The organism is Candidatus Thiodiazotropha sp. CDECU1 (genome assembly GCF_963455295.1).
Classification (GTDB): domain Bacteria; phylum Pseudomonadota; class Gammaproteobacteria; order Chromatiales; family Chromatiaceae; genus Thiodiazotropha.
On record NZ_OY734020.1, the window covers coordinates 1,425,241 to 1,443,923 of the forward strand.

The 18,683-nt window shown below is 53.8% G+C and carries 14 protein-coding genes; 5 read left to right on the forward strand and 9 right to left on the reverse strand.

Going from position 1 to position 18,683, the window contains the following annotated elements; genetic code table 11:
• The first annotated feature begins 143 nt into the window (after positions 1-143).
• The 3 genes from R2K28_RS06465 to R2K28_RS06475 all read left to right on the forward strand — a co-directional run bounded on the left by R2K28_RS06465 (position 144) and on the right by R2K28_RS06475 (position 3,821).
• Positions 144-2,711 (forward strand): S8 family peptidase, encoded by a 2,568-nt coding sequence (locus R2K28_RS06465; RefSeq protein WP_316368555.1) that lies wholly within the window; start codon positions 144-146, stop codon positions 2,709-2,711.
• A 69-nt stretch (positions 2,712-2,780) separates the two neighbouring features.
• On the forward strand, positions 2,781-3,272 hold the full coding sequence (locus R2K28_RS06470; RefSeq protein ID WP_316368557.1) for a protease complex subunit PrcB family protein: 492 nt from the start codon (positions 2,781-2,783) through the stop codon (positions 3,270-3,272).
• A gap of 177 nt (positions 3,273-3,449) precedes the next feature.
• Positions 3,450-3,821, forward strand: coding sequence for a hypothetical protein (locus R2K28_RS06475; RefSeq protein WP_316368559.1), 372 nt, complete (start codon positions 3,450-3,452; stop codon positions 3,819-3,821).
• 10 nt (positions 3,822-3,831) lie between these two features.
• Here the strand turns inward: R2K28_RS06475 and R2K28_RS06480 are convergent, their stop codons facing one another.
• The 6 genes from R2K28_RS06480 to R2K28_RS06505 form a co-directional block, all read right to left on the reverse strand.
• The gene (locus R2K28_RS06480) at positions 3,832-4,395 is read right to left on the reverse strand and encodes a hypothetical protein (RefSeq protein ID WP_116447100.1); all 564 of its coding nucleotides are present in this window, start codon (positions 4,393-4,395) and stop codon (positions 3,832-3,834) included.
• Positions 4,396-4,509: 114 nt separating this feature from the next.
• Positions 4,510-6,456, reverse strand: a complete 1,947-nt coding sequence (acs, locus tag R2K28_RS06485; protein ID WP_316368561.1) for an acetate--CoA ligase — start codon at positions 6,454-6,456, stop codon at positions 4,510-4,512.
• Positions 6,457-6,544: 88 nt separating this feature from the next.
• The gene (locus tag R2K28_RS06490; protein WP_316368562.1) at positions 6,545-7,192 is read right to left on the reverse strand and encodes an exonuclease domain-containing protein; all 648 of its coding nucleotides are present in this window, start codon (positions 7,190-7,192) and stop codon (positions 6,545-6,547) included.
• Between the two features lie 47 nt (positions 7,193-7,239).
• The gene (locus R2K28_RS06495) at positions 7,240-9,111 is read right to left on the reverse strand and encodes a putative nucleotidyltransferase substrate binding domain-containing protein (protein ID WP_316368563.1); all 1,872 of its coding nucleotides are present in this window, start codon (positions 9,109-9,111) and stop codon (positions 7,240-7,242) included.
• A 181-nt stretch (positions 9,112-9,292) separates the two neighbouring features.
• On the reverse strand, positions 9,293-11,077 hold the full coding sequence (locus R2K28_RS06500; protein WP_316368565.1) for a sodium:solute symporter family protein: 1,785 nt from the start codon (positions 11,075-11,077) through the stop codon (positions 9,293-9,295).
• A gap of 16 nt (positions 11,078-11,093) precedes the next feature.
• A complete protein-coding gene (locus R2K28_RS06505) occupies positions 11,094-11,348 on the reverse strand; it encodes a DUF4212 domain-containing protein (RefSeq protein ID WP_069126591.1) in 255 nt (84 codons plus the stop codon).
• A 529-nt stretch (positions 11,349-11,877) separates the two neighbouring features.
• On the opposite strand from R2K28_RS06505, the gene R2K28_RS06510 reads away from it, so the two are divergent.
• Together R2K28_RS06510 and R2K28_RS06515 are read left to right on the forward strand one after the other, a co-directional pair.
• Positions 11,878-12,336 carry a tellurite resistance TerB family protein gene (locus tag R2K28_RS06510; RefSeq protein ID WP_116444512.1) on the forward strand — a complete coding sequence of 153 codons (459 nt, stop codon included), beginning with the start codon at positions 11,878-11,880 and terminating at the stop codon, positions 12,334-12,336.
• 115 nt (positions 12,337-12,451) lie between these two features.
• Entirely contained in the window at positions 12,452-13,840 is a 1,389-nt protein-coding gene (locus tag R2K28_RS06515; RefSeq protein ID WP_316368569.1) for a diguanylate cyclase domain-containing protein, read from the forward strand.
• Between the two features lie 269 nt (positions 13,841-14,109).
• Here R2K28_RS06515 and R2K28_RS06520 read toward each other — a convergent pair whose 3' ends face one another.
• Genes R2K28_RS06520 through R2K28_RS06530 form a run of 3 tightly spaced genes read right to left on the reverse strand, consistent with a single transcriptional unit; the run spans position 14,110 to position 18,585 of the window.
• Complete coding sequence (locus R2K28_RS06520) at positions 14,110-15,447, reverse strand: sigma-54-dependent transcriptional regulator (RefSeq protein WP_316368570.1); 1,338 nt, start codon at positions 15,445-15,447, stop codon at positions 14,110-14,112.
• Positions 15,444-18,404, reverse strand: coding sequence for an ATP-binding protein (locus R2K28_RS06525; protein WP_316368572.1), 2,961 nt, complete (start codon positions 18,402-18,404; stop codon positions 15,444-15,446). The genes R2K28_RS06520 and R2K28_RS06525 overlap by 4 nt, the downstream gene beginning before the upstream one ends.
• Entirely contained in the window at positions 18,394-18,585 is a 192-nt protein-coding gene (locus R2K28_RS06530; RefSeq protein WP_116447847.1) for a UTP--glucose-1-phosphate uridylyltransferase, read from the reverse strand. The genes R2K28_RS06525 and R2K28_RS06530 overlap by 11 nt, the downstream gene beginning before the upstream one ends.
• Between the last annotated feature and the right edge of the window lie 98 nt (positions 18,586-18,683).

Below are 18,683 nucleotides of genomic sequence, written 5' to 3' on the forward strand. Positions count from 1 at the left end.
ACGTTGTTCAAGATGTTTTTTGTTGGAGGTAAAAAAAACTAAAGATTTCAACTGACTTCTTTGCAATGGATAGGGCTTCATCTACAATCGAATGTTCTATCCTCTATCGGGAATCAGCAAGGACAAATCTGGGAGCAGGCACTATGATTCGATTGGAAAAACTGACTATCACCGGCCTCTCCCTGGTAGTGGCGTCCATGATTGCGGCCTGCGGAGGCGGCGGTGGTGGTGGCGATAATGTTGATACCCAGTCCAGGGTCAACGTCAGTGGTAATTTGGTCGTTCCCTCCTTTGTTGTTACCGACAGTGATGTCAACGATGTGGAGACCGTCTCAGTCCCCAATCATCCCGCGACCGCCGCGCAGGTGGTACCCAACCCTGTCAATATTGGCGGTTATGTCAATCAGCCTCGCGAGGGTTTTGCCGGTCTCTCATTCAATTCAGGTGACACGGATGACTACTTTCTCATCGATATGCAGGCGGGCCAGACGTTGTTGCTCAATATCGCCGATCTGTCCAGCGGTGAGGATCTGGATCTGTTCCTTTTCGACCTCAATGGCCAACTGATTGACGCCTCTTTGGGCGGGCTGGATACCAAGTTCGAGTCACTGGTGATCCCGGAGGATGGGCAGTACTATGTGAATGTGTATGCCGTTTCCGGTGCCTCCAACTACCTGCTTTCAGTGGGTTTGACGCCTCTAGCAGCGCTGCCTTCCGGTGCACTCAGGCTATCAGATGACTTTCTGCCTGAGGAGGTATTGGTCCGATTCAATGACCTCTCAGTGCAGGCTCGAATCGAGGATAGCCTGTTGCAGCAGTTCCAGTTCGACACGGATAACTACAGCGGTGGTGTACAGCGGTTGACATTGAAGGAGCAGGCAGCAGTGGTGGCCGCCCGCACGCTTACCGATATGCAGCTAACCGACCTGCAACAACAGAAGCTCGATACCCTGCACGCGATCAAGGCGTTACGAAAACGCGATGACGTGGACTATGCAGAGCCCAACTACATCGTACACCCCTCGGCCATACCAAATGACGAGCACTACACGCTGCAGTGGCACTATCCGCAGATCAATCTTCCCCAGGCCTGGGATATCACGACAGGGGACACTGACGTGATCGTGGCGGTCATCGATACCGGGGTGCTGCTCACTCATCCGGAAATGAGCGGCCAGCTCACGGCGGGATATGATTTCATCTCCGATGCTGAGAGTGCCGGTGACGGAGATGGTATCGATAGCGACCCCAATGATGAAGGGGATGCCCTGCAGGATGGTACCTCCTCATCCTTTCATGGTACCCATGTAGCCGGTACCGTGGCTGCCCGGAGTAATAACAGCCAGGGTGCTGCCGGTGTTGCCTGGGAGAGCAGGATAATGCCGATCCGGGTGCTGGGTAAGGACGGTGGCAATTCACTGGATCTCGCGGAAGGGATACGTTATGCGGCCGGGCTTTCCAATGCCTCAGGTACCACACCCGCCCAACCGGCCGATATCATCAATATGAGTCTCGGGGGAAATTCCGACAGCCAGACCACCCGGGAAGCGGTGGCGGCGGCCCGTGCGGAAGGCGTGATCATTATTGCCGCGTCGGGTAACGAGAGCACATCCCAGCTCTCCTATCCTGCCTCCTATCCGGGGGTGGTCTCAGTAAGCGCGGTGGACATCAATCGGGATCTCGCATTCTATTCCAACTTTGGCACCATGATCGACGTGGCAGCGCCCGGTGGTGATTTGCGTGTGGACCTGAATGGGGACTCGAGGCCAGATGGCATATTGAGTGCGGGTGCAGACGATTCGTCCGACACACTCAGTTATCAGTTGGTGTTCTATAACGGCACCTCCATGGCGGCCCCCCATATCGCCGGGGTGGCGGCGCTGATGAAAGCGGTATATCCCGCGATGACCCCTGCCGAGTTCGATTCCATGCTGGCTGCGGGAGAACTCACCACCGATCTTGGTGATACGGGAAGAGACAATCTCTATGGCCATGGCCTGATCGATGCTTTCAAGGCGGTGGACGCGGCACAACAGCGGGGAGGGGGCGGAGTGCCCGTGGATCCTGCATTGAGTGTCAATCCCCAGAGCCTGAACTTCTCCCATAATCTGCAGAGCACCACACTTTTCATTGAACAGATCGGTGGCGATCTGGGAAGCGTCCAGATCGCTGAAGACATAAGCTGGCTGACCCTGCAAGCCAGTCAGGTGGATGGCTCGGGTTACGGCAGTTATAACGCCATCATCGATCGTTCCGGACTGGCTGCCGGGACCTATTCGGATACTATTCAGATCAGCGCCGGGAGTGCAAGCGAGACGGTTCAGGTCATCATGCAGGTGCTGGACATCTCCATTTCCGGTGATGCGGGAATCCACTATGTGCTGCTGGTGAATAATGATACCGACCAGGTGTTGCAGCAGTTTCAGGTGGAAGCGGTTGGCGAGAGCGTCAGCTACAGTTTTAGCGAGGTGGCAGCGGGTGACTACCTGATCTTTGCCGGGTCAGACATGGATATGGATGGCATCATTTGTGATTCTGGTGAGTCTTGCGGCGCATATGCAACCGCTTCGCAACCCAGCATCATCACTATTGAATCGAGCGATATCGTTGATCTGGATTTCACCACCTCTTATGAATACCAGTCACCGAGTTCTCAATCCCTCGAAAATACAACCCGGTCACTGGTTTTAAGACGCCTGGATGTAGAGTAAATCCAGAGCAGGCAAAGATGCGTAACTCCAATACTGTAATAACTGGGGAATGGCAGGATGATACGATACATGATGCGATACAATTGGCAGAGATGGGGCGGCTTTGGGCTGATGTTACTGGTTGTTTCAGGGTGTAATACACTGGCCTCTTCTGCAATCAGCGTGCTTGATAAGGGATATGTATGCAGTGTCAACCAACCTGCGGGCGTGCAACTGGTATCTGATAGTGACAGGCAAAAGAGTGACAGCGCCAGAATTGGCAACGCGCCACAACAAAGCGCTGACAGCAGTGCGGATCAGGATCAATTCTGGATAATCAGAGTCAATATGGGGCAGCAACCAAGCGGTGGATATGGGCTAAGGTTACTCTCCGACCGTCTGGAAATCTCGTCCAATAGAGCAAGGGTCACCCTGGAGTGGTTGCAGCCCAAGCCTGGTAGTGTGCAAATGCAGGCGCTTACCTATCCCTGTCTCTATCTGAAGATTGCCAAGGGCGACTATTCACAGTTGGAAATCGTTGATCAGGATGGTGAGGTCAGGTTCGACCTGAATCTCAATTGATTGCCATCATCTCACTCTTATACCCTGCTCATGTTGGAGCGTGGTGAGAAGCGATTGTCCGGACAGTGATATTTTGTAATATTTATAAACTGTGTGAAAAAATACCAAGTAAATATTTTTAATCGGTCTAGCATAGTTGTTATGGGTATTACATTGGTTTCTTAAGGGTAACAAGTCGTGTTAGTGGAAAATGCAACTATTACATTCGATGCACCTCATCCGGCGGCTGTATGGGCTGAAGCCATCTCCCTGGATCCGCTTCAGGTGGACTGCGTTACCACGATCATGCTGACAATCCTCGACAATCAATGCGAAATGGGACTGGAAGAACAGATTGCACTGATGGCCATATACAGCGTTGTCAAGCATCGTGACGGTGTAGTGTTGGAAAAGGCGGTACACCAGGCAATCGAACGTGCCCAGGTGTCCTACGATCAGCAGATAACAGACGAGATCCATGAACTTCGTCTGCATGCCGAGCGGGCAATCCCCCGGCAGATCATGCGCTATTTCAAGCGTTTTCTACATGATTCCCTGTATGGTTTCTGACAGCCAGGCCCTAGTTCGGGATGATGGAGAGGGAGAGCCAGAGTAACGCAGCCTCATCGTCCTCTTGCAACGAATCCTTGAGAATGACATTTCCAGAATCGGTAACCCAATGCAGTACGGATTCCATTCCCTGAATGGTTGGAATCTGGGGATTGCTGTTGGCCGGTGCACCGAGCTGTTGCCAAAGCTGTTGTTTCAATATTTCATGATACTGACCGCGATAACCGATCTTCACGCCATTTATCCAGCGATCAAGGAAGAAAATGGTTACATAGTGAGCGGGGATATCGTTGAATATGCCGATGCGCGAGGCGCATAAGCGATTGCCGAAGTTACTCAATTCATCCTCACATGTCCAGGTTATGTCGGGAAAGACCTGTTTCAAATCCTCTTCACTGACCTGATTGTCGAGTGCCTTTAGATTCAAGGCGATCTCATCTTCGCCCCACAGGGTCAGCAGAACGATGTCTGTGCGACGCTGGCCATCATCGGTGAAGACCAGCCAGAATATCGGTCCGATGACAACGAAGAATGCCAGGATACGTTTATAGAAAGAGGGAATTTTGAAATTCATGAAATCATTGATTCTTTTTTAGTGGCGACACCCGATTGAGAATCGCCCCATTGGTATTCATTCGGTACCGATGGGGCGCTCCTGGTGAGGGGGTTGGACACCAGACTATAGGTGCTACCTGTTTTCCCTGTTGTCGATCAGATTGTCAACCACGGAAGGATCCGCGAGGGTGGAGGTATCACCCAGGTTTTCCAGCTCGTTGGCGGCGATCTTGCGCAGGATGCGGCGCATGATCTTGCCGGAACGGGTCTTGGGCAGACCGGGGGACCACTGAATCAGGTTGACCTTGGCGATGGGACCGATCTCCGTGCGTACCAGTTTCACCAAATCAGCCTTCAGTTCATCGCTCCCTTCGGTTCCCGCCATCAGGGTGACATAGGCGTAGATACCCTGACCGGTCAGGTCATGGGGGTAACCGACCACCGCCGCTTCAGCAACCTGGTCGTGCAGCACCAGGGCGGATTCGATCTCCGCGGTGCCCAGGCGATGACCGGAAACATTCAACACGTCATCCACACGACCGGTTATCCAGTAGTAGCCGTCCTCGTCGCGGCGTGCGCCGTCGCCGGTGAAATAGTAGCCGGGATACATGGCGAAATATGTTTCAAAAAAGCGTTTGTGATCGCCATAAACCGTGCGCATCATGGAAGGCCATGGGTGTTTGATCGCCAGATTGCCTTCAGCCGGATTGCCATCGATCTCTACCCCCTGGTCATCCAGTAGCACCGGATCCACGCCAAAGAAGGGATTGGTTGCCGAGCCGGGTTTCAATGGTGTGGCACCAGGCAGGGGTGTCAACATGTGGGCACCGGTTTCGGTCTGCCACCAGGTATCGACGATAGGACAGCGCTCATCACCGACTACCCGGTAGTACCACTCCCAGGCCTCGGGATTGATCGGCTCGCCCACGGTGCCCAGTAGACGCAGACTGCTGCGGCTGGTCTTTTTCACCGGCTCCTCACCTGCACCCATCAGGGAACGAATCGCGGTGGGCGCGGTGTAGAAAGTGGCCACATTGTGTTTGTCACACACCTGCCAGAAACGTGAGATGTCGGGATAGGTGGGGATGCCTTCAAACATCACGCTGATGGCGCCGTTGGCCAGCGGACCATATACGATATAGGTGTGACCGGTGACCCAACCCACATCGGCTGTACACCAGTAGACCTCGCCATCCTTGTAGTCGAATACCAGTTTATGGGTCATTGCCGCTTGCAGCAGATAACCGCCCGTGGTGTGGAGTACGCCCTTGGGTTTTCCGGTTGAACCGGAGGTATAGAGTATGAACAGTGGGTCATCCGCAGCCACCTCTTCAGCAGGGCAGTCGGACGAGGCGCTGGACATGGCTTCGTGATACCAAACATCCCGATCGTCGTTCCACTCCACCGGGTCACCGCCACGTTGCACGACCAGGCAGGTGTGGACATTGGGACACTGGGCGATGGCCTTGTCGGCATTGGCCTTGAGGGGTACCTTCTTACCGCCGCGCATCGACTGATCCGCGGTGATCACCACCTGGCAATCTGAATCGAGGATTCGATCGCGCAGGGCGTCGGGGGAGAAACCGCCGAACACGATGGAGTGAACGGCGCCGATGCGGGTACAGGCCAGCATGGCCACGGCGGCCTCCGGGATCATCGGCATATAGAGGGAGACACGATCACCCTTTTTGACCCCGCGTGATTTTAAAACATTGGCGAATTTAGAGACCTCTTCATGGAGTTCTCGATAGGTGATTTTACGATCCTCTTCCGGGTTATCACCTTCCCAGATGATGGCGACCTGATCGCCACGACTCTCCAGATGGCGGTCGAGACAGTTATAGGAGACATTCAGGGTGGCGCCTTTGAACCACTCGATATGCAGATCGTCTTTGCCGAAGCTCCAATCGATTACCTTGTCCCATTTTTTAAACCAGGTGACATATTTATCAGCTTGTTCCCCCCAAAAGCCTTCCGGATCAGAGATCGACTGCTGATACATCGCTTGGTACTGGGCATCATCAATATTTGCCTGTGCTGCGAATTCGGCAGGGACGGGGTAGGTCTTAATTTCTGACATTGGATTCTCCTCAACGGTGGTTATTCATTCTCAACAGCAGATATGTCTCTGTCTTTATATTCCCATATTTACACCATTCTATGGCCAGTCAGCGTGTAAGGAAACGCTTGAGTTGGCACTGGCTGGGTTTCGGCACCATCTCAGATGCCATAGCTAAAAACAATTCAGCAGTGGCGACAGCGTCACTGAGTGCATTGTGTGCCTTGTAATTCGGTAAATTATAACGTGGGCGCAGGTTGAACAGGCGTAGATCCCCAGGCTGGATGGTGTGATTCCGGCGTTCGAAAATGCGTTGCCCGAGTACCAGGGTATCGATTATCGGAATCACGAAGGGTGCGCCGAACAACTTTTGACATGCCGCGTTGATGAAGTTCTGTTCAATCGCGGAATAGTGCACCAGCATAACCTTGCCGGCCATGCGTTGCAGGAGCTCCTGCAGGGCTTCCTGAATCGAAACCCCGGTCGCCGCTTGGTCATCGGTGATCTGGTGGATCACCGCAGACTCCTCCGGGATATCCTCGTCGACTGTGATCAACTGATGACGTGCCGTCTCGAGTTTGATGGTCATATGATGCATCTCAACCAGACCAAAACTGAGAATCTTGTCCTTTTTCGGATCGAGACCAGTGGTTTCAAGATCCAGGGAAACAATCGACAACTCCTCACATTGGGTTTTATTGGAGGTTAACGGAGTCGATAGATAGTCATGCAGAATCCCCGGTTCAGCTTGGGCCAAAGCCCTTTTTCTTAAGGAATCAAGACTGAGGAATTTTGTCAGCATAGCTATACGAAACGTCCGCCCTGGTAACGGTTTTCCATCGCATCCTGCATCTCCTGGATTACCCGGAAGGCATCCTTCAAGTGCCTGCGCTCCAGATCCGACAGCTCTTCTGGTGACAGATAGTTGTCGGGTTTGATGCCTTTGCGGATCTGTTCCGCCTGATGAAAGATGCGGATGCTGGCGATGAACTCCAATGCATCGACCAGGTTTTCTCCCATGTCGCGGCTGAGGACGGTGGTTTCCGCCGCTGCCTCCAATCGTTCTGTGGTATTCACCGGCGTGAGGCCCTGGTCGAGGGCGAACACACGCGCGATATCGGTGATGGGGACGATACCCCGGTGTTTGATATCGAATGTGTCGTCATGTTTTCCACCATGTATCAGCACAAAGGTGCGGAAAAATCCGAGCGGTGGCCGGTGTTGCAGGGCGTTGGCCGCCATGAATGCGGTGAATATGCCGTGTCCGCGTGTTTTGTTGAGAACGTCGGATCGTAACTCGTTGAACAGCTCAACTTCGCCGTATACCGGGCGTAGATCGAAAAAGATGCTCGACAGCATCAGTGCCATGGGTTCAGGCTTGTTGATCCAGGTATTGAAATATTTCCGCCAGATTTGCAGGGTCTGGCGCCATTTCGGATTCGTCGCCATGGCATTACCCGGGCAGTAGATGAAACCGCATGCATTAAGACCGTCGGAGACCCGCTTCGCCAAGGTCTCGAAGTAGTCGGCGTGTTCTGGTTTCATCTCATCCGATATGAGCAGGGCGTTGTCTTGATCGGAATGAGATGTCTGTTCACCGCGTGCCTGGGAACCGCCGCACAACCAGACATAGCGTACTGGCGGCGGTCCAAGTTCGGTCTCGGCCATCTCGATCAGGCGTGCCGTCAATGAATCCGTGATAGAGGAGATGGCCTCGCCAATATGCAGTGCCGAGGCATTGGAATTGGCGAGTTGGAACTGCAGGTCTGGCAGCCTTTCGCTCACCAGTGACAGGTCATCCACGCTGGCGGCCTTGCGGATATCGCTTGCCAGATAGGCCGAGTTCGTGGATTGATGGCGAGCCAGGTCGGTAGCGGTCAGCATGCCGACAACATCTTCACCCCGTTTCACCGGGAGATGATGCACATGCAGTCGGGTCATGGTCATCAATGCCTGAATCGCCATGGTGCTTTCCTGAATGGTTTCCAGGTTTGTGGTCATGATTTGGCTCACCGGGCGATCCACGGAGACGCCTGCCGCAATGCATCGTTTGCGCAGGTCCCGGTCGGTGATGATGCCGGCCAGCTGTGTCCCATCCATGATCATCACCGATGAGACATTCTTATCGCTCATCAACTCCGCTGCCTGGCGGATTGTGCTGTTGATATCGATCGTGACCGGTCTCTTTTTGATCAGGTCGGAGACCTCGACTGTCATCTCGGCGATGGGACTCTTCTCTTCTCCATAATCCTGCAGGGTACGGACCGCCTGTTTCAGGCGATCCCTGATCGATTCGGCAAAGTGACGGTCGAAGGCCGGTTCTGTTTTACGCAGCATCTTCAGCACGTCGCAGGAGAGTTGATAGATCAGGCTGTCCTCGACGGCCAGGCCGTGGGTGACCCGGCTGAAATCGATCAACTGGCAATCCGTGGTGTAGAGGCCGCCCTCAGCCAGTTTCTCCACCAGGTTGTCTTCATCGTCGCGGAGTTCGATGGCGCCGCTACGCAGGATATAGATAAAGCCCTTGAGCGAATCAGCGGGAGGGAACAGGCTGCCTCTGCGCAGATAACGAATTTCAAGGGATTTGGGAAGTTGATTGAGTTGCTCTTCGGGCAGGGCATCGAAGGGGGGGCGTTGTGCCAGAAAATCGCGAATCTCGACCAGTTCGATTTCCATAGATGTGGCTCGCATACGACTGGAGTTGAAACCCAGTAGTATGGTGAAAAAAATTAACTTTGTAACTATTCAGCAGCCCTCTGGTGCTAGGCTGGTGGATAGTCACCACCAATGATGCTTTGCTGCAGTTAAAAAGGCCCCGCCGAAGCGGGGCACTTGATTACAGCTTTATGTTTTTTTATTAGTGATCGATTGCGCCTGCAGCGCCCTTGGGTACACGGATATCCTCCACCAGGTGCTGGATATGTTCCGGCGGTGGAGCGGTGACCTTGGAGACAATGATGGCGACGACGAAGTTCACCAGTGCGCCAACGGCACCGAAGGCGTTCGGCGAAATACCGAGGAACCAGCTTGGACCCAAGTCACCCAGGAACGAGGTACCCGGAATGAACATGATGCCCTTGTGCTGGAACACATACAGCATGGTGACACCGATACCGGAGATCATGCCCCAGATCGCACCCGCACGGTTCATCTTCTTGTAGAAGATACCCATCATCAGCACGGGGAAGATGGAGCTTGCCGCGAGACCGAAGGCGATGGCCACTGTACCGGCTGCGAAATCCGGTGGATGGAGACCGAAGTAACCGGCCAGACCGATCGCACCCGCCATGGCGATACGTCCCGCCATCAACTCATTCTTCTCTGAAATGTCAGGCACGAAGACACCCTTCAAGAGGTCATGAGAGATAGAGGAGGAGATCGCCAGCAACAGGCCGGCAGCGGTGGAGAGGGCGGCTGCGAGACCACCGGCCACCACCAGGGCGACAACCCAGTTGGGCAGATTGGCGATTTCCGGATTGGCCAATACCATGATGTCACGGTCGACCTTGGTCATCTCATTACCCTTCCAACCAAAGCTCTCGGCCTTGGCAGCGAACTCCGCGTTCTTCTCGTTGTAGTACTGGATGCGGCCGTCGCCGTTCTTGTCTTCCCACTGCAACAGGCCGGTCTTCTGCCAGTTGGTCATCCACTGCGGCACCTTGGCGATTTCGATATTGCCTTCGGCGCTGCCGACTTCACCAGTCTGGATGGTGTTCATCAGGTTCAAGCGAGCCATGGAACCGACAGCAGGTGCTGTGGTGTAGAGAATGGCGATGAAGACCAGTGCCCAACCGGCTGAGGAACGGGCGTCCTTGACCTTGGGTACAGTGAAGAATCGGATGATGACGTGGGGCAGGCCCGCGGTACCGATCATCAGGGAGAGGGTATAGACAAACATGTTCAGTTTGCTGCCCATCACCTGCGTCGTGTACTGATTGAAGCCAAGATCCGTTACCACCTGGTCCAGGCGATCCATCATGTAGGTACCTGAACCGTCCGCCATGGCGCTACCGATTCCCAGCTGGGGAATAGGGTTGCCGGTGATGTTCAGGGAGATGAAGATCGCAGGTACCGTGTAGGCGAAGATCAACACGCAGTACTGAGCAATCTGGGTGTAGGTGATACCCTTCATGCCGCCCATAACCGCGTAGATGAATACTATGCCCATACCGATATAGAGGCCGGTGTCGTATTCAGTCTCGAGAAAGCGGGAGAAGGCAACGCCGATACCCTTCATCTGACCGATTACATAGGTGATCGAGGCGATGATCAGACAGATGACCGCTACGATACGCGCGGTACGCGAGTAGTAACGATCGCCGATGAACTCGGGTACGGTGAACTTGCCGAACTTACGCAGATAGGGGGCGAGCAGCAGTGCCAGAAGCACGTAGCCGCCGGTCCAACCCATCAGGAAGACAGAAGCACCATAGCCGTTGAACGCGATCAAACCGGCCATCGAGATAAAAGAAGCAGCGGACATCCAGTCAGCAGCGGTTGCCATACCGTTGGCGACGGGGTGTACACCCCGGCCAGCCGCATAGAACTCACCGGTGGTTCCCGCACGTGCCCAGAAGGCGATGCCGATGTAGAGGGCGAAGGTAGCGCCGACTACGACATAGGTTAATGTTTGCAGATCCATGAGTCAGTTTCCCCCATTAGTCCTCATGGACGTCGAATTCGACATCCAGAGCATTCATGCGTTTAGCGTAGACGTAGATCAGCACCAGAAAGGTATAGATCGAGCCATTCTGAGCAAACCAGAATCCCAATCCGACGCCGCCAATCTTAATGGTATTGAGCGGTTCCACTAAGATGATGCCGAATAGGAACGAGCAGATAAACCAAATCGCCAGCAAGATGCTTACTAGGCGAATATTGGCTTTCCAATACTGTTCAGCAGTTTTATTCATGTCATGATCACTCCGCCATATAAATAAGTTCTGTCATAAGAGTGTTTGTCACTTGCTATGACTCCTGTCGGTTATCGAGTGAAGCGAGATGATCTATCCCTGAAGTGAACAAACAATGCGTTGTGTTACCGCACAGATAGCGGTCACACACTGCACTATTTTGTGGCGCAAAGCATGATATTGTCAAATAAAACAATGGCTTAAGCATGGCGCAGGCATGTTGCATGGCAGCATTCATGTTACCTTGGGTAACATCTCTACAGGTGGGTTGTAACCTAAAGAATCGCTGTGCGTTTCCATCGGTAAGAAACTTTTTTTTTCCCGATGATTCGGGCGGGAGGGAAAAGGCACCCCAATCGATACCCTGAGATCAGGCACCGGGATGGATAGGGGATTGGGCCAAAGATGCTTTTAGCCACTCGTGATAGCATAATCCCCATCTGATCCTTGGCCTGCCTGGAGAGGGATGCAAGCAGTCAAAGAATTGTAAAACCAGGATCAGTCAGTGTGAGCTTTTTTGGATACCCCGATGATCAAGGCAATCAAAGACTTCTTCGATAGTTATCTTATCCCGGACAGTGAGGAAAACAGAGAGCAGTTGCAGCAATCGATTCAGTTGGCGGTCGTGGTATTGTTGATCGAGATTGCCGAGGCCGATTATGAAGATGCCCCTGCAGAGCGGCAAGCGATTCTGAATGCCATCCAGAAACAGTTTGGTTTAAACAGGGTATCGGCTGAACAGCTGATTGCATTGGCCAAACAGGAGCATGATGAGTCCACCGACTATTTTCAGTTTACCCGCCTGATCAATGAGCACTACTCGGCGGAACAGAAGGTCAAGGTGATGGAGGCATTCTGGCGGGTCGCCTTCGCCGACCAAGAGCTTCACCATTATGAAGAGCATGTCATTCGTAGGCTGGCAGATTTAATTCACGTGTCACATATGGATTTCATTGCGGCAAAACATAGAGTTATGAACTCTTCTTAAAACTCAAATAATAAATTGATCTCTATTGATGACTCCATTTCCTAATTGGCTCTGCCGGTTCATGATATATTCTAAATTGTGAACTGATGTTGGTTGTCCGATGGAAGCAACACCCATGCAAAAAAAAGAAGATTCCAAGAAACCCAAGTCATCCCTTAAAGGACGCTTATTGATCGTCGATGACGAGCCCCGTCATGCGGACAGCCTGGCCATGATGGTGGCTAGTTGGGGATATGATGTCCACACCGCAGAAGATGGAGCCAAGGCAGCGGGTCTGTTGATTTCCAAGCCGTTCGATGTGGTATTGTTGGATCTGCACATGCCGGTGGCTGATGGCTATAAGGTGATGGATTTCATTCAGAAACGTGGCTTGAAGACACGTATCATCACCGTTTCCGGCGATCCCTCGATGGATGATGCGATCAAGTCCCTTAAGAAGGGGGCGGATAATTTCATTCGTAAGCCGGTGACACCGGTGGACTTGCTCAAGGCGATAGACGAGAGCCTGAGAAAGAAGGTGAAGGAAGAGCAGCTACAAGGGGTCAAGCGTAAGATCGAGATCAAAAGCAGCCTGCATCGCATGATGTTCGATGTGGCACCCAATATGCAGTTTCTGCTCGATATCAAGGGTAACTTTCGCATGGTGAATACGGTCTTCACCAAGGTGACCGGCTATTCCAAGCAGGAGATATTGGGAAAGCACTGGAGTTCACTGGTCGAAGGGGACCAAATCGATCGCATGCATCATGTCTTTGAAGAGCGCCGCACCGCACCGGACAGGATTCCCGAGGTCGAGCTTAGGCTGCGCTGTAAAGAGTCCGAGCAAAAGCACCAGGGGAGGAAGCCGAGAACCATTCTGGTGGCCCTGCAATCCAGAAGGCTCTACACACATCAGGGGAAAAAACGGGTATTTTTCGGTACCTATGGGGTTGCCCGGGATATCACCCAATACAACAAGATTGAAGAGCTTAACAAGTATCAGGAGTTTCATGACGACCTGACCGGATTACCCAATCGGGTGCTGTTCGAGGATTATCTCAGCTTTGCCCTGACACAGGCCAAACAGGAGAATACGCCTCTCTCTCTGTTACATGTGGTGTTGGTGGATTTAAAACAGATTAATGAACGCTACGGGCATGCGGTTGGTGATGAATGTCTGAAGACCATTTCGGCCAGACTCAAGCGCCAAGTCCGCAAGGGCGATATCCTTTCCCGCATTGACGGCAGTGAATTCGCACTCTTACTGCCCCATATTCAGGATGAAAAATCGGTCATTCATATTTCGGAGAAGCTGCGCATCGGACTCTCGAATCCGATCGAGGTCAACGGTAGGAATATAACCCTCGACCTGACCATCGGGTCGTCAGTCTTTCCGAAAGACGGTGAGAGCAGTGACGATCTGTTGCGTCATGCCCAGACCAGTCATGGGTTTCACCCGCTTTCCAAGCAGCGACACCTGCTGCAGACATCGAACTGGATCAAACTGATAAAGACCCAGCACTGACTAATATTCATTGTTGCCTGTCCAGACAAGCGTAGGGTGCGGCTTGCCGCACCATTCAATGTACTCCCGGCAAACGTCTTATTTGTAGGGTGGGGCAGGGCCCCATCCTGCGCATTGTTTCAGCTCTCCTGCGTGGGAACGAATAACGGTGCGGCAAGCCGCACCCTACAAACACTCCATTGGAATTAACCAGTTGCGAAATTTGCGGTGATTTGCGGTTTGGTCTTAGCTCATTGCCAGACATCACGGGTGGAAACAGGTCTGGATCATCAATTTTTCTTGCCCTTCTTCTCCCGCGGAATGCCAAACCTCTGGCGCCGTTCCCACAGGGCCTTGCGACTGATGCCCAGCTGCTTGGCCAGTTCTGTTTCAGTCATATGATCCTGGTTGTCCAGTACAAAGTGACGAAAGTACTCCTCGAGGGATAGGCTGTCGGTGGGATTGTCGCTGTTCAATCGCTTGGTGGTGATATGGTGGTCGATGGCCAGCAACTGCGGGGTGATGTGGTCGCCCTCGCAGAGGATGACCGCCCGCTCGATGGTGTTTGCCAACTCCCTGACATTGCCGGGCCAATGGTAGCGTCGAATGGCTTCGAGGGCGCTCCTGCTGAGGTTCAATGAGGGGCGATTGAGCTGGCGGCAGTACTTGGCCAGGAGAAACTTTGCCAATGATTTGATATCACTGCCCCGCTCCCGCAGCGGAGGCAAGGTCATTTCAACCACCCGCAGGCGGAAATAGAGATCGCTTCTGAAGGTCTGTTGCTGGACCAGTTTGCGTACATCCCGGTGGGTGGCGGCGATAATCCGGATATTGGGGCCACTGTTCGCCGTCTCCTGCTGGGTGTCATAGTCATCCCCCTGTAATACCCGTAGCAGGCGGGCTTGCGCTGCCATGGAGAGTTCGCCGACCTCATCCATAAAGAGGGTTCCACCGTGGGCCTTGGCAAGCAGTCCGGCACGCCTGTTTTCAGCCTCATTCTGGTGGCCGAACAACTCGATCTCCACCTGATTTTCCGGCACTGCGGCACAGTTGAAAACGATAAAAGGTGATTGGCTGCGTTGACTCTTTTCATGTAACGCCCGGGCCGCCAGCTCTTTGCCCGTGCCTGACTCCCCTAGGATCAACACCGTTGCGTCTGTGGGTGCCACCTTGTCGATGCGTCTGAATACATCGATCATTGCCGGGCAGTCGCCAACCATGCCATGCACCGGATAACTCTTTTCCAGCTCCGATTTGAGAGACTCCTGCTGACGTTGCTGACGATCTTGCTTAATCACACGTTCCACGACCATCAGTAATTCGTCGTGGTCGAAGGGCTTCGCGATATAATCGATGGCCCCCAGTTTCATCGCATCCACCGCGGAGCGGATACTCGCATAGCTGGTCATTATCAGAACCGGTACTGGCGCGGCCGTCTCGATGATCTGGGTGCCGGGCGCCCCGGGTAACCTGACATCACTGAGAATCAGATCGAAGGAGGTGAGGGGGCGTGATTGGGCCTCCTCAACCGAACCCGCTTCCGTGACTTGATAGCCGTTGCGTTCGAGCAGGCGCTTGACCGCTCGGCGGATGACTTCCTCGTCTTCAATGATGAGTATCTGATTCATGATGTCTCCGCAGTGATCGCGTTTAAGCCAGTCTTGGGTAGCTCGATGATCACCCTGGTACCCCTGCCCTTTTCAGAGTCTATGCTGATGGCCCCCTGGTGGTCTGAAACTATTTTGTAGGCGATGGCCAGGCCGAGCCCGGTGCCATCCCCAGGTGCCTTGGTGGTGAAGAAGGGTTCAAAGATATAACTTAGATCCTGCTCCTCGATTCCTTCACCCTGATCCTGTACCTCGATTCTTACCTGATCATCGATTTCACGGGCGTGCAGCTCAACCCGGCTCCCGGGGGGTGAGGCATCACAGGCATTGGTCAGGATGTTGACCAGGATTTGGGATATGCCCTGGCGATCGGCTGTGATATTGAGATCGGATTGACACAGGTTTTCACATTGGACCTGGCGTCCGTGGCGGGTTAACTTCACCAGACGAATCGCCTCATCCGCCACATCCCGAATGGAGAAATCCCGTATATCGCCTCCAATGCCGCCGCCTCGGCTGAAGTTCATCAGAGTCTTTACGATCGTGGTGATACGCTGGGTCTGCTTGAGAATCTCTTCAATGCTCTCCCGCACCAACTCCTGATCATCCTCATGGCGTAGGTTTTGCGCCAGGGATGCGATGCCGGTTACCGGATTGCCAATCTCATGTGCGACACCCGCTGCCAATCGACCGATGGAGGCGAGACGTTCGCTATGGGCCAACTCAGCCTCCAATGTCTCCAGGTCGGTGAGATCTTCCATCAGTATGACCTGGCTGGTACGAGCCTCTTCCACAGGGTGATCAACCGGTAGTGGGGCAGGGATGGCTGCCTTGTGGAGATTGAACCAACGACTCTTGCCCTGGTGTGTGACTTCCAGATGGTGGATGTGCTCATCGGACGCGGAGGCAAAGCCTGCCAATAGATGTCCCCAGGGGGCTGGCAGTCGGTGTAACGAAACCCCGATGGCATCCCTGGCGGGCACGCCGGTCATCACCTCCATGGCAAGATTCCAGATGGTCACTGTGCGCAACCGGTCGATGGTACAGACGCCCAGTGGCAGGTCGAGCAGAATCTGTCGATGGTAACGGCGCAGATTGTCGAGGTCGGCACTGAGTCCGCGCAGTCGTGTTCGCGAGTGTTCCAGTTGATCCTCGATGAAGCGCATGGAATCAGCCAGGGCCGATTGGGTATGGATGTCCAGCTGCAGTCTTCGGTTGATTATCATATGCGCCAGCTGCGGACCCAGCAGACCGGACAGGTTTCGCTCGATGCGTTCGCGCAGCCGCCGCAGTTGTGCGGGACGTGTCTCGTTGACGTGGAGGCTGAGATCCCTGAGCGCCTGGTCCACCTCGCGATGGGCCGCTTCAGCACCCAGCATCTGTGACAGCTGCTTGGTGAATTGGGCGGTGGAGACGGCGTTGACCATGCCCCCCAGGGGTACCAGTGACTCGCTGCAACAGGCCTGTGCAGCCTCCCTTTCACCCAGACTCTGCTTACTCATCAGTGAGCCGAAGACAAACAAAAGGATGTTGACAGTCAGTGTCCAGAAGGTAGCAAATTCCCACTTGTCCATGCCGGATGCTTGCAGCAAAGCGGGTATGTCGAACTCGGTTCGGACAAATCCTGAACTCTCAAGTAGTGGGATCAGCAAGGTCCCTGTCCAGCCGAGAATGCCGGCGATCAGACCCAGGATGAAACCAAATCGGGTAGCGCGACGCCAATACAGCAGCCCGATGATGCCTGGCAGGAACTGGGCCACGGCGACAAAGGAGATCAAGCCCAGTTGCACCAGGCCCGTATGTTTTTCCAACAAAACATAGAATCCATACCCGGCCATGATGATCAGAGCGATCAACAGTCTGCGTCCCAACAGTAGCCAGCGATAGAGATTGACCTGTGGATCGGGAAAATTGGTAGGCAGCAGGATATGGTTCAAGGTCATCGATGACAGCGCCAGGGTGGTGATTATCATCATCGCACTGGCTGAGGATATACCGCCGATAAAGGCAAGAACCGGTAACCAGGAGGGTCCTTGATCGAGAGTGATGCCGAGGGCGAAATAGTCGGGAGGCAAGGTCAGTCCGAGGGCCTCTCCTCCCCAAAGAATCAGCGGTATGGGTAAATTGATAAGCAGCAGGAAGAGTGGGAAACCCCAAGTGGCGGTCTTCAGTGCCTTAGGCTCCAGATTCTCCGCGAACAGCATATGAAATTGTCGCGGTAGCAGAAACGCAGCTGCGAAAGCGAGCAACAACAGGGTCGACCAGGGTCCCTCTCGGACGGGTTGATAGAGTCGCTCGAGTACCTCTGGATGTGCCGCAAGCCATTGATTGAGACCCGAAAATCCACCGAACACCCCATACAGGGTTACCAGGCCTACCACCAGTAAGGCCACCAGTTTGACTATCGATTCAAATGCTATCGCCAATACCAGGCCACGATGTTTTTCCCGACTCGTGCTGTGCCTGGCGCCGAACAGAATGGCGAACACAACCAGCGCGGAACAGAAGATCAAGGCCAGGATACGTGGTGCCACGGTATGGCTGATCATCTGCAGGGAGTCGGTAACCGCACGGATCTGCAGGGCGATATAGGGCAAGGTCCCCACCAACATGAACAGGGTTACCAGGATGCCTGCCAATTGGCTGCGGTAGCGGAATGCGAACAGGTCTGCCAGGGAGGTGAGCTGATACTCCCGGGTGAGCCGAAGCAGGGGTTGAAACAGTATCGGTGTGAGGGCGAATGCCAGGGTGACGCCAAGATAGATGGTCAGAAAGAGATAGCCTTGGGTCTTGGCGAAGCCTACGCTGCCATAGTAGGTCCAGGATGTGGCGTATACGCCCAAAGAAAGTACATAGATGAATGGGTGGCGTATCAGGCGCTCTGGGATACGTCCGCTGTCACCCGCATAGGCGATGACAAACAGCAACGCCAGGTAGAGAAAGCCTATGCCAAACAGTAACCAGAGATCATGGCTCATGGCGTCTCAGATTGATCCAGGCGATGATGCAGATGACTACCATCCAGATGAGATAGGGGAGATACCAGGGGCTGTTGGGCGATGTCCACCAGTTCATGATGGGTGCTGAGAAGAGCAACAGGATCAGCAGGCCCAGGGCGACGGTGCGGTCGATATGTCGATCGGGTGGTGGTTCTCGCATCCCTAGAGCCTAGCAGTTGTTACCTTCGGTAACAACCCTTCGGGATGGCTGGAGATGGTTAATTGCAGCCAGTGTTGCAGGCGGATTACCTGGCTAAC